The organism is Sulfitobacter sp. HI0129 (genome assembly GCF_001635395.1).
Taxonomy (GTDB): Bacteria; Pseudomonadota; Alphaproteobacteria; order Rhodobacterales; family Rhodobacteraceae; genus Sulfitobacter.
The window spans coordinates 1-19800 of the sequence record NZ_LWGH01001113.1 but is presented as its reverse complement, the minus strand read 5'-3'; the positions used below and the strand labels follow the sequence as shown (position 1 = coordinate 19800).

Annotated in this window: 17 protein-coding genes and 2 pseudogenes; 10 read left to right on the top strand and 9 right to left on the bottom strand. The window is 56.8% G+C overall.

Going from position 1 to position 19800, the window contains the following annotated elements; all coding sequences use genetic code 11:
- Positions 1-669: ParB/RepB/Spo0J family partition protein (locus tag A3764_RS23415; protein ID WP_161487542.1), on the bottom strand; the 669-nt coding region annotated here is incomplete at its 3' end.
- 486 nt (positions 670-1155) lie between these two features.
- Here A3764_RS23415 and A3764_RS23405 point away from each other — a divergent pair.
- A protein-coding gene (locus tag A3764_RS23405) for an IS3 family transposase (protein ID WP_150120840.1) occupies positions 1156-2507 on the top strand; the annotation gives its coding sequence in 2 pieces (ribosomal slippage) (positions 1156-1492 and positions 1492-2507; 1353 coding nt in all).
- A 30-nt stretch (positions 2508-2537) separates the two neighbouring features.
- Here A3764_RS23405 and A3764_RS24380 read toward each other — a convergent pair.
- Positions 2538-2963: an Lrp/AsnC family transcriptional regulator gene (locus tag A3764_RS24380; RefSeq protein ID WP_082851132.1), complete on the bottom strand. Its 426-nt coding sequence runs from the start codon at positions 2961-2963 to the stop codon at positions 2538-2540.
- A 143-nt stretch (positions 2964-3106) separates the two neighbouring features.
- Between A3764_RS24380 and A3764_RS23395 the strand changes: the two genes are divergently transcribed.
- From A3764_RS23395 to A3764_RS23385, 3 genes are read left to right on the top strand one after another with little or no spacing between them, the layout of a single operon-like run.
- On the top strand, positions 3107-3886 hold the full coding sequence (locus A3764_RS23395; RefSeq protein WP_067261954.1) for an acetoacetate decarboxylase family protein: 780 nt from the start codon (positions 3107-3109) through the stop codon (positions 3884-3886).
- On the top strand, positions 3883-4326 hold the full coding sequence (locus A3764_RS23390) for a DUF2000 domain-containing protein (RefSeq protein ID WP_017468440.1): 444 nt from the start codon (positions 3883-3885) through the stop codon (positions 4324-4326). The genes A3764_RS23395 and A3764_RS23390 overlap by 4 nt, the downstream gene beginning before the upstream one ends.
- Positions 4327-4328: 2 nt before the next feature.
- Entirely contained in the window at positions 4329-5177 is an 849-nt protein-coding gene (locus tag A3764_RS23385) for a branched-chain amino acid aminotransferase (protein WP_067261953.1), read from the top strand.
- Between the two features lie 345 nt (positions 5178-5522).
- Here A3764_RS23385 and A3764_RS23375 read toward each other — a convergent pair whose 3' ends face one another.
- From A3764_RS23375 to A3764_RS23355, 5 genes are all read right to left on the bottom strand, one after another.
- Positions 5523-5981 (bottom strand): acyl-CoA thioesterase, encoded by a 459-nt coding sequence (locus tag A3764_RS23375; protein WP_007120589.1) that lies wholly within the window; start codon positions 5979-5981, stop codon positions 5523-5525.
- 73 nt (positions 5982-6054) lie between these two features.
- Positions 6055-6582 (bottom strand): helix-turn-helix transcriptional regulator, encoded by a 528-nt coding sequence (locus tag A3764_RS23370; RefSeq protein ID WP_231886291.1) that lies wholly within the window; start codon positions 6580-6582, stop codon positions 6055-6057.
- Positions 6560-7315, bottom strand: coding sequence for an SDR family NAD(P)-dependent oxidoreductase (locus A3764_RS23365; RefSeq protein WP_067261951.1), 756 nt, complete (start codon positions 7313-7315; stop codon positions 6560-6562). The genes A3764_RS23370 and A3764_RS23365 overlap by 23 nt, the downstream gene beginning before the upstream one ends.
- A 72-nt stretch (positions 7316-7387) precedes the next feature.
- Positions 7388-9025 carry a flavin-containing monooxygenase gene (locus A3764_RS23360; protein WP_067261950.1) on the bottom strand — a complete coding sequence of 546 codons (1638 nt, stop codon included), beginning with the start codon at positions 9023-9025 and terminating at the stop codon, positions 7388-7390.
- Between the two features lie 115 nt (positions 9026-9140).
- The gene (locus tag A3764_RS23355; RefSeq protein WP_236628316.1) at positions 9141-10073 is read right to left on the bottom strand and encodes an alpha/beta hydrolase; all 933 of its coding nucleotides are present in this window, start codon (positions 10071-10073) and stop codon (positions 9141-9143) included.
- Between the two features lie 226 nt (positions 10074-10299).
- Between A3764_RS23355 and A3764_RS23350 the strand changes: the two are divergent.
- A pseudogene (locus tag A3764_RS23350) lies at positions 10300-11152 on the top strand (IS5 family transposase); the annotation flags it as partial.
- On the opposite strand, the gene A3764_RS23345 reads toward A3764_RS23350, so the two are convergent.
- Together A3764_RS23345 and A3764_RS23340 are read right to left on the bottom strand one after the other, a co-directional pair.
- Positions 11140-13179: an FAD-dependent oxidoreductase gene (locus A3764_RS23345; RefSeq protein ID WP_231886290.1), complete on the bottom strand. Its 2040-nt coding sequence runs from the start codon at positions 13177-13179 to the stop codon at positions 11140-11142. The pseudogene A3764_RS23350 and the gene A3764_RS23345 sit on opposite strands and share 13 nt — an antisense overlap.
- A gap of 8 nt (positions 13180-13187) precedes the next feature.
- The gene (locus tag A3764_RS23340) at positions 13188-14642 is read right to left on the bottom strand and encodes an NAD-dependent succinate-semialdehyde dehydrogenase (protein ID WP_231886289.1); all 1455 of its coding nucleotides are present in this window, start codon (positions 14640-14642) and stop codon (positions 13188-13190) included.
- A 171-nt stretch (positions 14643-14813) separates the two neighbouring features.
- On the opposite strand from A3764_RS23340, the gene A3764_RS23335 reads away from it, so the two are divergent.
- The 5 genes and pseudogenes from A3764_RS23335 to A3764_RS23315 form a co-directional block, all read left to right on the top strand.
- Positions 14814-15608 carry an IclR family transcriptional regulator gene (locus tag A3764_RS23335; protein WP_067261944.1) on the top strand — a complete coding sequence of 265 codons (795 nt, stop codon included), beginning with the start codon at positions 14814-14816 and terminating at the stop codon, positions 15606-15608.
- A 15-nt stretch (positions 15609-15623) separates the two neighbouring features.
- Positions 15624-16784 (top strand): acyl-CoA dehydrogenase family protein, encoded by a 1161-nt coding sequence (locus tag A3764_RS23330; protein ID WP_067261942.1) that lies wholly within the window; start codon positions 15624-15626, stop codon positions 16782-16784.
- Positions 16785-16802: 18 nt separating this feature from the next.
- The gene (locus A3764_RS23325; RefSeq protein ID WP_017467063.1) at positions 16803-17957 is read left to right on the top strand and encodes an iron-containing alcohol dehydrogenase; all 1155 of its coding nucleotides are present in this window, start codon (positions 16803-16805) and stop codon (positions 17955-17957) included.
- Positions 17957-19159, top strand: coding sequence for a CaiB/BaiF CoA transferase family protein (locus A3764_RS23320; protein ID WP_067261940.1), 1203 nt, complete (start codon positions 17957-17959; stop codon positions 19157-19159). The genes A3764_RS23325 and A3764_RS23320 overlap by 1 nt, the downstream gene beginning before the upstream one ends.
- A gap of 505 nt (positions 19160-19664) precedes the next feature.
- Positions 19665-19800 (top strand): annotated as a pseudogene (locus tag A3764_RS23315) (electron transfer flavoprotein subunit beta/FixA family protein); the annotation flags it as partial.

The following is a 19800-nucleotide window of genomic DNA, read 5'->3' as shown; positions in this document are numbered from 1 at the left end:
TTTGATGCTTTGCGGGTGGATGTGATAGCCGCCCTTCACCGCGTTCCAGACCGCCAGTTGCCGATCGTGGTCGTCGGTCAGCGTAAACGCCATCACGCATTCGAGGGTCAGATCCCCCGCGCGAAACTGCTCGATGATCTCGGGCGCGACACGGGCGAGTTTGAGCCGGCGGCGCACCAGGTCGACGGAGACACCGAATTTCAGCGCGATTTCGTCCTCGCTGCGACCCTCGCCGATCATCTTGTCGAAAGCTTCGAACTGGTCGGCCGGATGCATGGCTGCGCGCTGAAGGTTTTCTGTGGCGGAAGTGAGGATGGCGTTGCGCTCGTCTTCGACGAGGCAGGGCACGGGATGATCGGAGGGAATGATGCCGTCTTCGGCAAGCTGCTTCAGCGCCTTGAGGCGACGACCGCCGGCATCAACGGCAAAGCGTGACTCAGACAGCGCATGAACCACCAGGTTCTGCTTGATGCCGGTCTCGCGGATGCTGGAGAGAAGCTCGGCGTCGTCACTGGCGCTCGCGGCGACTTTGCGGACATTCAGAGGGCTTGGCTCCAGCTGGTCGAGCGGGATCAGGCGGATGTCGGCGGCGGCGTCAGGCGTTGCCGATCCAGCGGCTTCGGTCTTCTTCAAGTTGGTGGGTTTCGGGCGGGTTGCGGTCTTGGCCATGGGTTCGGTCCTCGTTGCGCCGGACCCGGAAGAGGCTCTCTCTATCCTTTCAAGCCCGGCACCCGGGCTTCCCTTTCTCTGGCTTTCACTGTGCGTTGACGTGTGTGTGCTGGTTTGATCAGCGAATGCCACATCAGTGAAGCTGAACAACTAAAGACAATCCCGCCTCAGACCCAACATCCCGCATCAGAGAGCTGGAAAAATATTGAAACAATACGAAGCGGTCCATGCAACCGATTGAGATAACGCTCTTGCATGGCCGGGCAGTGACTTAATTTGAGCACGGTCAAACTCCAGACGAACCGCTATTCTACACGATTTTTCCCCAAAATATCATCCGCTTGGCACTAGGTCACCGATTATTACAAACGAACAACCGTTTTTTTCTTGACTCTTTATCGTGTCTGACGTCAGCGCCAATGGGACAATTTAGGCTGATTTGATAAGAGAGGGTTTCTGGCACATCGTAACCACCAAGGAGTGGAGATGAGACAGAAACCCGGTAGCAAACAGAGCCACGGCGAGAAGGTCGTCAAGGACATCCGCCGCGCCACGCGCAAGCAGTATTCAGCGGAAGAGAAGATCAGGATCGTGCTGGACGGCCTGAAGGGCGAGGACAGCATTGCAGAGTTGTGCCGACGAGAAGGCATTGCCCAGAGCCTCTACTACAGCTGGTCCAAAGAGTTCCTCGAGGCTGGGAAGAAGCGCCTGGCGGGCGATACGGCGCGGGCGGCGACATCGACCGAAGTGAAAGATCTGCGCCGTGAGGCTCGTGATCTGAAAGAGGTCGTAGCCGAACAGGCGCTGGAACTGCGGCTGCTCAAAAAAAGCATGATCGCGGATGGGGAGGACGACGAATGAGATACCCTGCATCCGAGAAGCTGGAGATCATCCGGCTGGTGGAAGGGTCGCACCTGCCGACCAAGCGCACGCTGGACAAGCTGGGCATCCCCAGAACCACCTTCTATCGCTGGTATGACCGGTATCTGGCCGGTGGTCCTGAGGCGCTTGAGGATCGCAGTCCCAAGCCGTCACGGGTCTGGAACCGCATTCCAGAGCCGGTGCGCGAGAGGATCAAGGACCTGGCCTTGAAGGAAAGCGAGCTGTCGCCGCGCGAGTTGGCCGTGCAGTTCACTGATACGGAAAAGTATTTTGTATCAGAGGCTTCGGTCTATCGCATCCTCAGGTCCTACGACCTGATCACCAGTCCGGCCTATGTGGTTCTGTCAGCAGCAGATGAGTTCCACGACAAAACCACGCGACCGAACCAGCTCTGGCAGACCGACTTCACTTACCTGAAGGTCATCGGCTGGGGGTGGTTCTATCTCTCGACGATCCTCGACGACTTCAGTCGCTACATCATCGCATGGAAGCTCTGCACGACGATGAAGTCGGGCGACGTGACCGACACGCTCGACTTGGCGCTACAGGCTTCGGGTTGTGATCAGGCGACGGTTCTGCACAAGCCGCGCCTGCTCAGTGACAACGGGTCGAGTTACATCTCGGGCGAGTTGGCCGATTGGCTGGAGGATCGACAGATGGATCATGTTCGCGGCGCTCCGTATCACCCGCAAACTCAGGGGAAGATCGAGCGATGGCACCAGACCTTGAAGAACCGCATCTTGCTGGAAAACTACTACCTGCCCGGTGATCTCAGGCAGCAGATCGATGCCTTTGTCGATCAATACAACCATCGACGCTATCACGAGAGCCTGCAAAACCTCACCCCGGCCGATGTCTACTTCGGACGCGGCCAGACCATCCTGCAACAACGAGAAAGGATCAAACGAAAGACCATCGAAACGCGACGCTTGCTTCACCGCAAATCCGCCGCATAATCACCACAACCAGATGAGCCAGATCCTCTCTTAGCTCAGGCCGCAATCTGTCCCAAAATCCCTGACGACGGACACATAGGCGTCCAAATCCCGACAGGCGACTAACAGAATAAAATCTGAGCCGCCACCCACCGAATGGCAGGTCACGATCTCGTCCAGATCGATGATTGCCTTCTCAAATGCGGCCGCGTCGCTTTCACCATGGGTGTCGATCTGTACGCTCACATAGACCAAAACGCCCAGCCCGATCTTCCTGCGGTCAAGGTTTGCGCTGTAACCTGCAATAATGCCAGTTTCCTCTAGCCTGCGGGTGCGGCGCCAGCAAGGAGATGACGACATACCCGTCCGCTCGGCGAGTTCATTGTTATTGATCCGCCCGTCGCGTTGAAGCTCTCGCAATATCCTTCGATCCGAAGGATCAAGTATCCCGTGTCGCGGTGATTCGGCAGAACTCATACTTTTCTCCCACTGTTGCGGAAGATCTTGCCCATTTTGGGATTCATATAGGCAAATCCCACCCATTCTTCAAGTAAAATCATAAAAATCAGGCAAGTATCTCCAAGTGGCGGGTGGCAAGTTTAGCGAAAAGGAGAAACACGATGCTTCAAGGCTTTACCGGCCCATACACACCTCAAGGACGTTCCGCCCTCGTCCCGTCGCCGCCATGGCACTACGCCGGCCGGATTGTCTCAATCGGAGCCCGGACCGAAGCGGAAGTAGCGCAACGCTTCTTGCCCTCTGGGTTCGGCCGCGCGTCCGGCCGCGTTTTCGGCCATTTCTGCGAATGGCAGGCCACCACGGACGGCTCCGAACTGCTGGATCCAGCCTATTCGCAATACAACGAGTTCTTTCTGCTGATCGAAGCGCTGTCCGATCAAGGCGAGGCCCGGCTTTTCTGTTCGTTCATCTTCGTCGACCAAGACATCTCGATGGTCCGCGGCCATATGCAGGGGTTTCCCAAGAAGCTCGGCGCGATCCGGATCGGGCGGTCTTATGACCTCGAACATCCAGCCGCGGGTCGACAGGGATCAGGGACGAGGCTGGGCGCTACTGTCGCAGTAAAGGACCGCCGGTTGATCGAAGCCGAATGGACTGGATCGACCGAAAGCGCCGAGCCGATCGGCTTTCTGGGAACACCGACTTTCGGACTGGTCGGCGCACCCTCCATCACCGGCACCCCCACCTCTGGGGACATTCGTCTTGTCAGACAGTCACTATCTGCACGGGTCGTCGGACCGATCCATGCGGCAGAGGGAACGCTCAGGCTTCTGGTCTCTCCAATGGACGAAATTGGCGACCTGCCGGTCCACTCATGCTTTGCTGCGACAACCTGTGAGGCGGCGCTTACCGTGACCGGTGCAGAAGAGGCCGGGTTTTGACCGGCTCCGTTCTCGACCCGCTTCGTGGCGATGGCGATCTCAGGCTCGCGGTGATCGTCAACCCCTGCTTGCCACCAGGCCTTCTCGCCAACACGGTCGCGACCATCTCCGTCGGCATCGGTGCGCGACAACCTGGACTGGGCCGCATCGATTTGGCCGACAGAACTGGCCTCCGCATTAGCATTAGCGCCGACAGGCCGGTCCCAATTCTGCAAGCCGACCCCGAACAGATCCGGACTCTGCTGACGCGCGCGACAACGCAGGCCGATCTCGACATCGTCGTGTTTCCTGAATTCGCCCGGCAAATGAACCACTTCAGCGAATATGAGGCCGCCTTCCCTGGTCGGGATCTAATGCAGGAAACGCTCGACGGGATCGGGTTGTGTGGACCGTCCAAGGTCGTGAAATCGCTGACCGGATCCCTGAAATTATTGAGGTAAACATGTCATCTACAGCATGGAGTTATTTTAACGGCGACTGGCGGAAGGGCCCGGCGCAATTGATGTCGGCTACCACCCATTCGGCCTGGCTGGCCCATACGGTCTTCGACGGCGCCCGCCGCTATGAGGGCGTCTTCCCGGATCTGGCGCTGCATTGCGAACGGGTGGTCCGATCAGCGCTGATCATGGGTATGACGCCCGAGATCACGCCCGAAGAGATCGAAGGGCTCGCGCGGGACGGCGCCAACCGGTTCGATGGCAACGAAACACTCTACATCCGGCCGATGTTCTGGATCGAGGAAGGTTTCGGGCCGATCGACCCCGGTACGACACGGTTTGCGCTGGTTATCCAACCGATGCCGATGCCGGATGTCGAACCCGGCTTTTCCGCACAGATATCCGATTTCCGCAAACCCTCCCCCGAGACCGCCCCGACGGGGGCCAAGGCCTCGTGCCTCTATCCGCAGGCGACCCTCGCTTGGACGGCGGCACGGAAGGCCGGTTTTAACAACGCGGTGATGCTCGACGCTATCGGGAATGTCGCCGAGTTCACCATGCAGAACATCTTCATTGTGAAGGACGGGGCGGTTCACACGCCAGTTGCGAACGGAATGCTGCTGCCCGGCATCACCCGCCGCCGCGTCATGCTCTTGCTCAAAGACATGGGGATCGAGACCATCGAACGTACAATCGGTCCGGCAGAGCTGATGCAGGCGGAGGAGATCATATCCTCGGGCAACCACGCGCGGGTCTATCCCTGCAACCGGATCGGCCAACGGGACATCGGTGTCGGTCGGATCGGGCGCCGCCTTGTCACAGCCTATCGCGACTTTGCCCACTCAAAAAATTGAGGCGTCGCAGCGGAGGAAACTCAAGATGTGACCGCCCCCCGACGAAATCAATACGCCAGGGTGGGTTTGTCTTGATTCATAAAGTGGGATGGTCATGTCAGAGATTGCCATGGGCGGGTTTGATTTGGTGAAGGATGTAATTCAGGTTCACCGGGCCCACGCTACGGGCCGGGCTGTGCTGCGCAAGAAGCTTGCATTTCAGATTTGGACCTCATCCGCTGACCTTCGTCTCTGGCCGCAGCTTTTCAAAATGCCGTTCTTGAAGGCCAGATAGAAATTTGCACTCGGTCACACGCAAACGGGGCGAAAAACCTCTTTGATTACAGGTGGCAACCTCAAAGGTTGCTAGCTCACTGTTTGATTTTCCGAACCCACTTCCGCGAGCAAAATCTGCCGAATTGAGCTTTCAATTTTGACTTTACCAAATGTTGAAGCATCTCGGAAAACTGACTTCGTTTCGCATTCGAAGCAAATCAAGTCATGCTGACGGCCGACAACTTTTAGACCAACTGAACTTTCCCCGACATGGACCACATAGACCTCGCATGCTAGGTTCGCGCCTGCTTTCACCGGCGCATGGAATTGTAGGTCCATAGAGACAAAAGGCATGGCCGTGTTTCTTTCCGTGAGTAGAAAAAGCCAGCCCCGGCCTGAAAGCAAATCGTCCCAGAAAGTCTCGATCGCTTCCAGCGCGAAATTCGTGATCCGGCCAGTAAAGGCGATTCCCAGCTGGTCACAGTCGCCAAAGAAAATCCTGCGTTCGAAGGCAAATCGTGGTTTAAATTCTGTTTCTGGTACATTCATTGCAGCGTTACGGGCTCAACATTTCTTTGTCTCTGGTGCGTGACAGCGATAGGAAGGAATAGTTTTCCGGTCATTATGCCATGCGCCGGAACTCGGCGGGGGTCGCGCCTGTCATTTTTCGAAAAGTTCGACTAAAATGACTCTGATCTGCAAAACCGCAGTCAAGCGCGACCACTTTCAGGGGGGCATTACCCTTTCTCAGCATCTCCTGGGCCTTCGATATTCGCTTGCGCAAAACATATGCATACGGTGCCAACCCAAACTCCGCCTTGAACTGACGCGAAAAGTGAAACTGGCTGAAACCGATAGATGCGGCCATGTCTTCCAGACTGAGGTTTTCACCTAAGCAGCTTTCAACGAGATCGATGATTCTCTGCCTTTGAGCAGGGCTGAAGTTCGAGTTTGCGTCGCTGGTCAAAGAGACCTTGGCGTACTGACGCAGAAGGTGAACGGCGATCTGGCTGCGCAGGGCGTCGATGATCAATCTCTGGCCGATTCCACCGTTCTTTAGCTCATTCTCTAGCAATTGGATGCAGTTCAGGATACAGGGGTCCTTCGCAGATAGCCAATCATTGATCTCAATTCGCAGTATAACCGCCATCTACTACAATCTCTGCTCCGTGAACGAACGATGACTCATCCGATGCGAGGAACAGGACCGCATTCGAAACCTCTTCAGGTTTGCTTGGCCGCTTGAGCAGCGTGGCCCCCAGAATTGCCTGCCGGGTCTCTTCGTCGGCGTGTAGCAGATCTTTTGTCATGGGAGTATCGATGACACCGGGATGGATCGAATTGACACGTATGCCACTTTCGGCCAGGTCGACTGCGCAGGATTTGGTCAACATCCGTACGGCGCCTTTGGATCCAATGTAGGCTCCCGCCGAAGCGGCACCAACAATCCCATAGATTGAAGAAATATTGATAATTGATGCTTTTTCGGTCTCTTTCATCAATGGAACCGCGGCTCGGATACCGAGATAAACACCGCGTACATTGACGTTGATCGTCATGTCAAATTCGTCAGGCGAGGTTTCGTGGAGCGGCTTCAGAATGAGAATGCCAGCGTTGTTCACTAGCACATCAAGTCGACCAGCACTTGATTGCACCGTGGAGATGACATTCTTCCAATCTTCTTCAAGCGTCACGTCATGCTGAATGAATTCCGCCTTCCCTCCGGCTCCAATGATACCTTTTACTACGCTTTCACCCGCTTCCGTATCACGGTCGGTTACAAATACATGCGCGCCTTCACGTGCCAGCGTTTCACAATGGGCTTTTCCCATGCCCATCGCGCCACCTGTTACCAGTGCGACTTTTCCGGATACCCGTTCCATAGCTCTCTCCCTAGTTTTCATGGACAAAATAAATTGGTTCCGCCGGAGATTCTGGATGCTCCGGCGGAGTTTTCACGCCTTCTCGGCAACGCGGTTGCGCATCAGAGATGCATAGCCGTCATCTTTCACCCCATTAATGGCATTGCGATAATTGCCAATTCCGGCCATGTAGAACATAACTGCATTCTTCTTTCCGGGGATATTCGCACCGAAGATCCAGCTTTCAGCTTTGGGGAAGAGTGTCATGTCGGCGATTTCACGGCAGGTGCCAACCCAAGCGTCGCGCGCTTCCACGGTTGGCTCCACACTTTGAACCCCCTCTTCTTCCATTGCGCAAATCGTGTCAGCGATCCATTCAACTTGCGTCTCAATGCTGGGGGGCAGGTTAGTGAAGGGGCCATTAGGGCCAAGGATCATGAAGAAGTTCGGGAAGTCGACCTCCATCATGCCGAGGTAACCGAGCGGGCCTTCCTTCCAAGTGTCGCGCATGGTCACGCCTCCGCGTCCGCGCAGGTCCATTTTGACGTAATTGCCGTCGACCGCATCGAAACCAGTGGCAAAGATTACGATGTCAAGCTCATGCTCCTCGCCGCTTTCGAGACGTATGCCGTTCGGAGTGAATTCTGCGATCGGATCGGCCTTCACGTCGGCGAGGGTCACGTTGTCTCGGTTGTAGACCTCGTAATAATTGTTTCCGCAAAGCGGGCGCTTGGCGTAAAGGTCCTTCGGCGTCAGTTTCTCTGCGACCTTGGGGTCCTTCACGATTTGCTTGATCTTGCCCTTGATGAAGTCAGCGGCCGCATCATTGGCCACTTGGCTGGTCGCAATATCGCAAAAGGTGCCAAACATGAAATAGAAACCACCGCCGCGCTGCCAGGCGGCTTCGAAGACCCGCTCCCGTTCCTCGGGGGAGGTGGTTTCGGCGGGTTCGACGCTTTCTTCGAAGCCGAAGGCCACAACAGAATTCTTCACTTGATCCCAGATTTTATCGTAGTTCGCCTTCTGCTCGGCGATGGTAGCATCGTCTTGCGGGGTGTTCCCAATCGGCACGACATATTGTGCAGAGCGCTGAAAAACAGTCAGGTGTTTTGCAACTGGTGCCGTTGCAGTGATAACCTGCACACCGGTCGAGCCGGTGCCGATAATGCCCACGCGTTTGTTGCTCAAGTCCACGCCCTCGGGCCAGGCACCTGTGTGTAAGACACGGCCTTTGAAATCACCGATGCCCTTGAATTTTGGAACATTCGTTGCGGACAAGAGACCGAGGCCAGTGACAAGGTATTTGGCGGTAACTGTCTCACCACTATCAGTGATCACGTTCCAGAGACCGGTTTTTTCATTATAGTGCGCGCCGTCCACCTTGGTGTCGAACTTGTAGCTGCGTCGGAGATCGAGATGATCCGCCACCTCGTTCATGTATTTGAGGATCTCGGGCTGGGTCAGATACCGGGTTTTCCAGCGGCCTTTTTGAAGCAACTCTTTGTCAAAAGAATAGCGGTAGACATAGCTTTCCGTGTCTGACAGCGCACCGGGATATCGGTTCCACCACCAGGTGCCGCCAACGTCACTGGCGCTGTCATAGCCCCGGACGTTCAGTCCCTGCTCGTTGCGAAGTTTGTGGACGGCGTAAAGCCCGCCGAAGCCCGCGCCAATGACGACTGCGTCGAAATCCGCTCCGACCGTTTTAGTATTCTCAGTCTGAATGTTCATGTCACTCCTCCCAGAGTAAGACCGCTCCGCCCCGCAGATTGCGGGTGAGATGCCAGATGAATGTGTCGTAGGGGTTTGTCTCGCACCGCACCGCAATGCAGTGCGAGTACAGGTGTCAGAGGGCCCGATACCATGCGGCGATGCGACCAAGTTCCTCGTTCGCCTCGGGCGCGCGTCCCGAAAGCGCGGGAAAGACATGCTGCATGCCTTCGACGATAGACAGGGTCACGTTTACGCCCTGCGCCTTGGCCTTTTCGTGCAACCGTTCGGCATCGCTCTTAAGCGTCTCGGCCCCTCCGGCATTGATATAAAGCGGCGGGTAACCGGTGAAATCGTTCTCCAGCGGGTTGGCCAACGGATTAAGCGGATCAGTGCCTTCACCGAGGAACATCCCCGCCATCGCTTCGAGGATCGGTTTGCCGACTAGCGCATCGGTTTCCGCGTTGGTTTCCAGTGTTTCCCCGCGCATCGCCATGTCGAGCCAGGGCGAATAGGCGATGACCGCTCCGGGCAGTGGCAACCCAAGTTCGCGTAATTTCAGCACGCTGGCGATGGCAAGATTGCCGCCAGCACTGTCGCCAGCGGTCAGAATATTTCTTGCCTTGAACCCCTTATCCAGCAGCGCTTTGTATGCGGCTACTGCATCTTCGATCTGCGCCGGAAATGGGTGCTCGGGTGCGCGCCGATAGTGCAGGATCACCGACGTAACCCCAAGTACCTTAGCGAGGTGCCCTGCCATTTTTCGATGACTATCGGCTGAGCCGACGGCAAAGCCGCCACCATGAGTGTAAACAATTACACGCGAGGTATCTGCCCCGGCTGGTAGGGCCCAGATAGCCTCAACTCCTCCGACATGATCGCTTTTGTAGCTAACGTTTTCCGGCTCTAGTGCGGGCTGCCCCCATTCATCGAACATGCTGCGCAGGTTCGCGATCGTCAGGTCTGGGTTCTCGACCATCTGATCGGTCCAATTCTGATAAAGCGCCCGCAGCGTATCGGCTTCTCTACTGATTTCCATGTTTATCCTCCCAAGCATAACATTTGGCAAAGCCACCACCTGACGTCGCCAATCTCGAAGACGTCAAACGGCCAACGGCATACGCCAATTACCTCATATTAAGGGCGAAAAATGCGCCATGTATTGAACATTCCCGCTTTGGAAATTGTATGATCTTGCTCAGCCTGTCGTGAGGCAGATATGCCCGTTACTAGGCTCTGTTGCACAAATCCCGTGTGGGATTCATCTTATGAATCCAGCGTGGTAGCTGAGGTGCATGAGCAGACCGACATCCCCGACATACAAGACCAGGAACTGGCCCGCTTATAACGAAGCGCTCAAGCGCCGTGGCTCGCTGACGATCTGGTTCGACCCCGAGATGAGCTGGGAGGCCGTGCCGACAGGCAGCAGGGGCCGGCAGCAGAGCTACAGCGACGCCGCGATCCAGACCTGTCTTTCGATGAAGGTCCTGTTCGGCATGGCCTTGCGACAGGCGACCGGGTTCGTCGAGAGCCTGTTGCGGCTGATCGGTCTCGACTGGACGGTGCTCGACTTCAGCACCCTGTCCCGGCGCCAGAAGACCCTGGCCGTGAACATCCCGTATCGCGGCTCCAAGGGGCCGTTGCACTTGTTGGTGGACAGCACGGGGATCAAGGTTGAAGGTGAAGGTGAGTGGCATGCCCGCAAGCATGGCGGCCCCAAGCGACGGGTCTGGCGCAAGATCCACCTCGGGGTCGACGAGCAAACGTTGGAAGTGCGCGCTGTTGAGATCACCGGGAGCCACATCGGTGACGCGCCAGTGTTACCCGACCTTCTTGAACAGATCCCGGCAGACCAGCAGTGTCACGGCTGACGGCGCGTATGGCACACGAAAATGCCACGACGCGATTGCGGACCGTGGCGTCCACGCCGTTATCCCGCCACGCAAGAACGCAAAGTCATGGAAGACCATCACCGCCGGAGCCGTGGCGCGAAACGAGGCCCTGCGCGCGGCGAAATACCTGGCCCGCGCGCTCTGGCGACGATGGAGCGGATACCACCGCCGAAGCCGCGTCGAGACGAAGATGCACTGTGTTAAGTTGCTGGGGCAGCGCCTTATGGCGCGGGACTTTGACTGTCAGGTCGCGAAAACCCTTTCTAAATAACGAGGCACCCTCCAGTCGCAAGGATCCTCTTTGACAAGCGCGCTAAAGAGCGCGGCCAACCGATCCTTGCCGATATTTTTGGCGTGGTGCATCAGGCCTCCCCGCCAGCGGGGAAATCCGTAGCCGTGAATCATTACTAGGTCGATGTCTTGCGGTTTTTCTGCGATCCCTTCGTCAAGGATATCACAGGCTTCCGCCACCATTGCGAGCAAGAGCCTTTCTACGATTTCGTCAGCTGAGAACTCCCGGCGAGTGAAGTTCATTTCTTCTGAGACACGGAGTATTTCGCTAGCGACCAGCTCCGAAGGTGAGGGTTCGCCGTCCGGCCCATAGTCGTACCATCCGGCGCCCGATTTGTGTCCTAGGCGTTTGTGCTTTTCGACCAACCGCTCGACCAAGGGCACGTGACCACAGCAGTTCCCTTCTGCAGCGGCCTTGCGACGGATATTCGCGTAGGCGATGTCCAGCCCCGACATGTCCTGTGCAGCATATGGACCCATCGCCATACCGAATCCGCGCATAGCCGCGTCGATCTCGTCGACAATAGCCCCCTTCACCAGAAGGCGATTAGCGGCGTGACGGTAGCTAGACAAAATTCGGTTTCCGATGAAGCCATCGCAAACACCAGACAGTACCGGGATTTTACCAAGCCTGCGCGCCAGCACAAATGCTGCACCTAATGTATCGTCTGACGTTCGGTCGCTCCTGACGACTTCCAGAAGCTTCATAATATGCGCAGGACTGAAGAAATGAATCCCTACAAAGCGTGCTGGGTGCTTCAACCCATCAGAAAGCCGATTTACATCGAGATAGGATGTGTTTGTGGCAATAATCGTCTCGGGCGGCAGAGCACCTTCGAGTTCGGTCAAGATCGCGCTCTTGACCGCAAAATCCTCGAAGGCCGCCTCGATTGCTAGATCGGTTGGTGGCAGAGCGTCATAGCCTGAGACCGTAACCAGCCGGTCCTCAACCGCCTTTCCCGCATCGGGGGACAGAATGCCGCGACTGATACCCTGATCAATCAGCTTTTGCAGGTTTTCTCTGGCCCACTCTGCGGACGAGGCACTGCGTTCGACGACAGTCACCGAGATCCCTGCGGTCGCTAGCGTGTACGCAATAGCTGCTCCCATATTGCCACCACCGACCACGATGGCGGTTTCAGCATCTCGGGAAGGTCGGGGGTAGGTGCGCCCCTTGTTGGTTGCGGTTCGCTCGGTGAAGAAAACGTGCCTAAGGGCCCGCGCCTGATCCGAGGCACGAAGGTCCAAAAACGCAGCGCGCTCGCTGGCCAGTGCGTCGTGCAGCGGCGTCATCGCGCTGGCCGCGACCAGGTCCACCGCAACATGCGGCGCATTCTGGCCAGGCATACGCCGCGCTACCTGCGCGCGGGCGACTTCCGCTGCGAAGTGGTTTGGCATTGGTGAAGGAAGATTGTCGGGTGCCTGTGCCGCCTCTAGAACAGCGTCATCGAGAGCTATGGCCGCGCCAAGCGGGTCATCGGCTAGCAGCTGGATCAGTCCTATTTTCAGTGCCTGCTCGGCGGAAACAGCCTTCCCGGTGACGATCATGTCAAGCGCAGCTTCAATACCGATAAGTCGCGGCAGTCTTTGGGTTCCCCCTGCGCCAGGCACGATCCCCAAGTTTACCTCTGGCAGGCCCAGTTTGGTAGAAGTTGAGGCGATTCGATAGCAGCAAGCCAGAGCAATCTCTAGTCCCCCACCAAGCGCAGCCCCGTTGATGGCTGCGATAGTCGGAATCGGAAGGTGCGCAAGTTGCAACAGCACGTCATTTAGTTGTGGATCAACAGGCAACTGTCCGAATTCCTTCGCATCCGCGCCCGCGACGAACGTCGTTCCTGCGCCGGTGATAATCAGCCTGGTAGCACCAGTTTCGAGGACTTGGAAGATACAGTGTTGTATTCCAGCCCGAACCTCCGCGTTGATTAGGTTAAGCGGCGAATTGTCTATGGTCAGAATTGCTGCGCCATTTGAGAAGCTTAATTCAACAGGCATGGGCATCCTCACAGCACTGGCGCTCGATTGCGCGAGATAAATTTGGTAATGAGATAGCCTTCGAAGGTTTCTGTCCCGCCTTCAGTCCCATAGCCGCTGTCTCTTACGCCGCCAAACGGAGTCTCGGGCAGAGCCAGGCCGAACTGGTTGATGCTTACCATACCTGCTTGCAAACCCGCAGCTGCTTTATCTGCACGCTCCAACGAATTGGTAAAGACATAGGATGCCAGCCCGAAGGGTAGCCCGTTGGCCCGCGACAGACCGTCCTCTATGTCACGAAAAGACGAGACGACAGCAATCGGTCCGAAGGGTTCTTCGCGCATCAAGTCGATGTCGTCGTTGGGCGTATCGACGACTGTCGGGGCATAGAAGTTACCATGATTCCCAATCCTTTTGCCTCCCGTCAACACCCGTGCACCGTTTTCGCGGGCATCCTCGACGAGCTTTTCCATCGCATTCACGCGTCCGCGATGACACAATGGCCCCATCTGTGTGCCCTCGGCTAAACCATCGCCGACCTTTACGCTCTCAAATGCTGAAACCAATTCGGACAGAAATCGGTCGTAGATGCCTTGTTGTACGTAAAACCGGGTTGGGGCGATGCACACCTGGCCTGCATTGCGCAGCTTGTTGACCGCCAAGGCGCGCGCCGCGGCCGTGGCATCGGCGTCGTCGAACACCAATACAGGCGCGTGACCGCCGAGTTCCATCGTCGCCCGCTTCATATGGCGGCCAGCCAATTCTGCCAGATGTTTGCCCACCTCGACCGAACCGGTGAAGGTGACCTTGCGCACCTCGGGGCGCGCAATAAGAGTTTCCGAAATGAAGGCCGCATTACCCCAGACAAGGTTCAGACAGCCTTCGGGCAAGCCTGCATCCAGCAGATAGCGAGCAATTGCCATGCAGCCCGCCGGAGCCTCTGCCGGGGCTTTCAAGATCATCGTGCAACCTGACGCAAGCGCCGCCGCGACCTTGCGTACCGCTTGGCTCAGCGGAAAATTCCAAGGCGTGATGGCAAGGCAGACGCCTATCGGTTCGCGCACGACAAGCTGCTGTACCCGCGGGCTGCGTGATGGAATGATGCGCCCATAAATGCGCCGACATTCCTCGGCGTGCCAGTCGACGTGGTCAGCCGAGGAGCGGACCTCAGCCAAAGCCTCAACCAGCGGCTTGCCTTCATCGAGTGTGATCCAGCCAGCGATCAGTCTGTCATTTTGGCGCAGCAGGTCGGCAAACCGCCGCAAAATCGCACTTCGTTCCATGGGAGAACTGTTTTTCCATCGGCGAAAAGCTGATTCGGCCGAGTGAACCGCATGGTCTAGATCTGCGGCGCTAGCCTGCGGAATCTGTCCGATAGTTTGCCCGTTTGCAGGGTTTATGACTGCACGATCCTCCGGGGTGGGAGAAGCGATCCAGTCCCGTCCGATGAGGTGCTGGATGGTCGGATAATTCATTTCTTTCATGGCGTTATGCCCTCGCTTAGTTGTGTCATCCGCAGGATCCGGCACGAAGGGGGCCAGGTGGATGACCTTAGTTTTCCGCATAGCGGAAAAGTTTACTGCAGTATTGACGCGGACGTTATCGATCGTTTAGATGTGTTTCAAGACGCATAATTCTTCCCGAGGAGGGATGCCGTGAGACCAAGGAAAGACCGCACCAAGGATGCCGAGAGACAGGACCGCGATTTTGTCACGGCGTTGGCGCGCGGCTTGGAGCTGTTGCGGGCCTTTCGGCGGGAAGGGGAGGCTCTGGGGAACGGTGAGATGGCCGAGCGCACTGGCCTGAGCAGATCGACGGTCTCAAGGCTGGCCTATACACTGAACAAGCTGGAATACCTCAGCTACGATCCGGATACAGCACGTTATCGACTGGCCCCTCCAGTGCTTTCGCTGGGTTTCTCCTGCCTTGCAGGGATTCCGCTGCGGCAACTCGCAAAGCCCTTTATGCAGGAATTAGCCGATTACACAGGTATGCCGGTGGCCATGGCCAGTCGTGACCGACTATCGATGGTCTATCTAGAGCGGTGCAAGGGCACCAACGCCGTCACGCTGGCGATTGAGATTGGTGCCCATATTAAACTGGCCACTACCGCGGTTGGTCGCGCCTGCATAGCGGCACACGGCCCCGATGAGCGCGCCAGAATTCTGGCCCTTGTGGAGGAACGTGAGGGTGACAACTGGCCGAATGTGCAGCCCGGAATCGAAGCAGCTATCGAAGACTACCAACAGTACGGTTATTGCACGTCCTTCACGGAGTGGAAACGTGATGTGAACGCAGTAGCAGTGCCCTTCGTGCCGACGGACGGCTCACCCATCATTGCCTTCAACTGCGGCGGTCCTTCGCAAACCCTTACGCGCGACTGGATCGAAAGCGATGTCGCGCACCGCCTTGTCGATCTTGTCCGCCGCGTTGCGGCGGTCGCACCCTGAACAATAGAGAGCATTATGGCCCTTGATACAGATACCCTTTCCCAGTTTCTCGACGCGCTCGACCGCTTCGTGAAAGAGCGACTAATCCCTTACGAGGATCGCGTCGCCGATGAAGATGTGATTCCGCCTATGCTGGTCGATGAAATCCGCATGATGGGCCTTTTCGGCATGTCGATCCCGGAGGATTTCGGCGGGCTTGGCTTGTCGATGATAGAGGAAGTGCAAGCCGCTTTCGTTCTTGGCCAGGCTTCGCCTGCGTTCCGGTCGCTAGTTGGCACAAACAACGGGATCGGCTCGCAGGGAATCATCATCGATGGAACCGACGAGCAGAAGGCGAAGTATCTACCAGCTCTCGCCTCCGGAGATATGATCGCATCCTTCGCCCTAACCGAGCCAGATGCTGGTTCGGATGCTGGCGGTCTGCGCACCACTGCGCGGCGTGATGGAAACGATTTCCTACTGAACGGCACGAAGCGCTACATTACCAATGCGCCGCGTGCCGATCTATTCACGGTTTTTGCCCGGACCAGTCCAGAGGTGAAAGGTTCTGCCGGCGTAAGCGCTTTTCTCGTCGAGGCAGGGACGCCGGGCATAACGCTTGGCCAGCCTGACAGGAAGATGGGGCAGAAGGGTTCGCACACATGCGACGTCATCCTTGACAATGTCCGCGTGCCTGCCTCGAACATCATCGGCGGGCCGGACCGTCTGAACAAGGGCTTCAAAACGGCAATGAAAGTCCTTGATCGGGGCCGACTGCATATTTCTGCCGTCTGTGTGGGCGCCGCCGAACGGCTGATCCGTGACAGCCTATCCTATGCGATGGAACGCAAACAATTCGGTGAACCCATCGCTGAAAAGCAACTGATCCAAGCCATGCTGGCTGACAGTCGCGCCGAGGCCTTCGCAGCGCGTTGCATGATCGAAGAAACAGCACGCCGCAAGGACGCTGGTCAGAACGTGTCGACTGATGCTGCCTGCTGCAAGATGTTTGCCAGTGAGATGGTAGGTCGAGTGGCCGATCGCGCAGTGCAAATCCACGGCGGTGCAGGATACATGGCCGAATATGCGGTCGAGCGCTTCTATCGCGATGTGCGTCTCTTCCGCATCTACGAGGGGACAACCCAGATTCAGCAAATACTGATCGCGCGGAATATGATCCGCACTGCAGCAGCTTAACAGGAGCGAAGACAAACTATGGACTTCAATTTCCTTTCCACCCCGAGGATCGTCTGCGAGAGCGGTGGGCTTGGCCGGATCGGCAGCCTGATGCAAGATTTGTCTTGCACCCGTGCGCTGGTCGTGACGGACCCGGGCATATTGGCCTGTGGTTTTGCGGACGAGGCAGCCGCCGCACTTAGGGCTGCTGGCATCGAGGTTGAGATTTTTCATAAAGTCGAAGCGGACCCCCCGATCGCTGTCGTCGAGGCCGCGGTAGAGGTCGCGCGGGCCTTTGGTGCTGACGGAATCATCGGACTTGGCGGCGGCAGTTCACTGGACACGGCCAAGGTCATCGCAGCGGCGGTAGCCAACGATCAACCGATTACGGACATGATCGGGATCAATCAGGTCACCGATAAACGCTTGCCACTGATCCAGGTGCCAACCACGGCAGGGACCGGATCAGAGGTAACATGGGTGTCCGTGCTGACTTCGGAAAGCCACGAAAAAAAAGCGGTATATGCACCGCAGCTTCTGCCTGACGTTGCCTTGCTAGATGCAAAGCTAACATTGGGAATGCCTCGTCACATCACAGCGGCCACGGCGTTAGACGCAATGGTTCACGCCATTGAGGCAGTAACCAGTCGCACCAGAAAGAATCCCATTTCCGATGGAATGGCGGACAAAGCGCTGGTGCTTCTCGGTCAGAACTTACCAATCGTCATGGAAACGCCTTCGGACCTGTCAGCGCGAGAGGCCATGCTGTTGGGGGCGACACTGGCTGGGATGGCCTTCATTAATGCCAGCGTGGGGGCGATTCATGCCTTGTCATACCCACTGGGAACAGGTTTCAAAGTTCCTCACGGGCACGCAAACGCTCTGGTCGCAGGACCAGTGATGAGGTTCAACATGCCCGTTGCAGAAGCTGAATATGCTCGTCTATCGCGGTTACTACTGCCCTCGCGGCCTTTCAACTCTGATGCGGCTGCGGCCTATGGCCTGATCGACGAGATGGAACGGATGCTAGTCGAAAGCGGACTTGAGTCTCGACTTTCTGGTGTCGGAGTGACCGAGGCAGCCATTCCCGGAATGGCTAATGAGGTCGTGACCGGTATCACGCGATTGCTGGAGACCAACCCGCGCGACATGACAGCCGAAGATGTGTCGCGCCTCTATCAGGAGGCGCTTTGATGGCTGGCTCATTGGACGGGATCAAGGTGGTCGACCTCAGCCGCGTGCTGGGCGGGCCTTACTGCACCCAAATGCTTGCGGATCATGGCGCTGAGGTCATCAAGGTGGAGCCGCCTCTGGGCGACGAGACCCGCAGTTGGGGCCCGCCTTTCAATGATGAACTCAGCGCCTATTTCTCTGGCGCCAACCGCAACAAGCGGTCCATCGCTATCGATCTGCAGCAACCGGAAGGGCGCGACCTGATTTTGCGGTTTCTTCAGGATGCGGATGTTTTAGTTCACAATTTTAAGTCTGGTACTCTTGAAAAATGGGGGCTTGGTTATGATGATGTTCTCAGGGCACGTTTTCCTAGACTGGTACTCTGCCACGTGACTGGATTTGGTTCCGATGGCCCACTTGGCGGTTTTCCCGGCTATGACGCCGTGGTACAAGCTATGACGGGCCTCATGAGCATCAACGGCAATCCCTCCGAAGGCCCGACACGCATGGGTACGCCCATCGTGGACATCGGCACCGGTCTGATCGCCTGTAACGCTATTCTCGCCGCACTTTTGGAACGGGGCCGGTCCGGATTGGGCCAAGCCATCGAAGTGCCGCTATATGATTGCGCGATCAGCATGATGCATCCCCAAGCGGCTAATTCCCTCATGTCCGGACAGATACCAATGGCGACCGGCAATGGGCATCCAAATATTGTACCATACGACATGTTCGAAACAAGTAATGGCAAACTCTATCTGGCTATCGGTAACAATGGTCAGTTCGCAAAACTCTGTGACGTGCTTGGCCTACCTGAGGTGCCCTGCGATCCACGATTTGCCGACAATGCCGCGCGTCTTGCGCATCGGTCAGAGATGACAGAGGTCTTGTCAGAGTGCCTGGTGCAACATGACGCCTTGAAACTTGAGCCCGTGCTTTTGAAAGCTGGGATTCCCGCCGGAGTCGTTCGGAATGTGAATGAAGCGTTGCAGCATCCACACACCCGACATCGCGGCATGGTGGTATCAGTAGGCACCTACCGCGGCACCGGCGTGCCAGCACGCTTGTCGCGTACCCCCGGAGCGGTTCGCGCGGCACCGCCTCGCTTCGGGCAGCATAGTAGGCAGTTGCTTAGCGAGGCTGGACTGACAGAAGCTGAAATCGATAGATTGACTCAAGCGGATATCGTTCGAGAAGAACCGCGGATGCGCGAGACGACCTAAGCCGAAATTTCAGCTCAAGCGGACGATCGTGAAAAAGTTCAGGGAGGCCAAGATGGAAAGACTGCTCATATCACCGGACCGGATACCCGAATGGATTCCCGGCACGACTACGTTGGACAGTTCCGGGTGCAACTGGAACGGCATTACCCTGAAGGGCTATCGTTATGAGCGACAAGACGCGGCAATTCCCCCCATGCGCGACTATATGATTGTTGCATATGATGGCGCGCCAACCACTATGCGCCGCACGAGTGGCGGCCCATGGCAAAGCGCGCGCGTAGAGAAAGGTAGGATTTCCTTGCTCACGCGTGCAGAGGAATCCACTTGGAGTTGGTCCGAGCCTATCACGGTTAGACACGTCTATCTCAATCACAGCGAACTCGAAAACGCGGCCCTTTCGGTCTTTGATCGTGACCCGAAGTCCATTGACAGAGACACATCCCAAGTAACGGCCTGGAACCCGGGCCGTTACTGCCATTGCAAATTTCCAAGACGATAAACGCCAATGAAAATAATTGCACCTATAAAACACCTAATTGATTACAACGTGAAGGTTCGCGTTAAGGCGGACGGTAGCGGAGTTGGTCTCGCGAATGTGAAGATGTCGATGAACCCGTTCGACGAGATTGCGGTTGAAGAGG

What these genes read in the sequence shown, in the direction of transcription:
- A3764_RS24380 (WP_082851132.1), bottom strand. Translation starts at nt 2,963, where the DNA reads ATGAGTTCTGCCGAATCACCGCGACACGGGATACTTGATCCTTCGGAT.
- A3764_RS23395 (WP_067261954.1), top strand. Translation starts at nt 3,107, where the DNA reads ATGCTTCAAGGCTTTACCGGCCCATACACACCTCAAGGACGTTCCGCC.
- A3764_RS23385 (WP_067261953.1), top strand. Translation starts at nt 4,329, where the DNA reads ATGTCATCTACAGCATGGAGTTATTTTAACGGCGACTGGCGGAAGGGC.
- A3764_RS23375 (WP_007120589.1), bottom strand. Translation starts at nt 5,981, where the DNA reads ATGAATGTACCAGAAACAGAATTTAAACCACGATTTGCCTTCGAACGC.
- A3764_RS23370 (WP_231886291.1), bottom strand. Translation starts at nt 6,582, where the DNA reads ATGGCGGTTATACTGCGAATTGAGATCAATGATTGGCTATCTGCGAAG.
- A3764_RS23365 (WP_067261951.1), bottom strand. Translation starts at nt 7,315, where the DNA reads ATGGAACGGGTATCCGGAAAAGTCGCACTGGTAACAGGTGGCGCGATG.
- A3764_RS23360 (WP_067261950.1), bottom strand. Translation starts at nt 9,025, where the DNA reads ATGAACATTCAGACTGAGAATACTAAAACGGTCGGAGCGGATTTCGAC.
- A3764_RS23345 (WP_231886290.1), bottom strand. Translation starts at nt 13,179, where the DNA reads ATGCCTGTTGAATTAAGCTTCTCAAATGGCGCAGCAATTCTGACCATA.
- A3764_RS23340 (WP_231886289.1), bottom strand. Translation starts at nt 14,642, where the DNA reads ATGAAAGAAATGAATTATCCGACCATCCAGCACCTCATCGGACGGGAC.
- A3764_RS23330 (WP_067261942.1), top strand. Translation starts at nt 15,624, where the DNA reads ATGGCCCTTGATACAGATACCCTTTCCCAGTTTCTCGACGCGCTCGAC.
- A3764_RS23325 (WP_017467063.1), top strand. Translation starts at nt 16,803, where the DNA reads ATGGACTTCAATTTCCTTTCCACCCCGAGGATCGTCTGCGAGAGCGGT.
- A3764_RS23320 (WP_067261940.1), top strand. Translation starts at nt 17,957, where the DNA reads ATGGCTGGCTCATTGGACGGGATCAAGGTGGTCGACCTCAGCCGCGTG.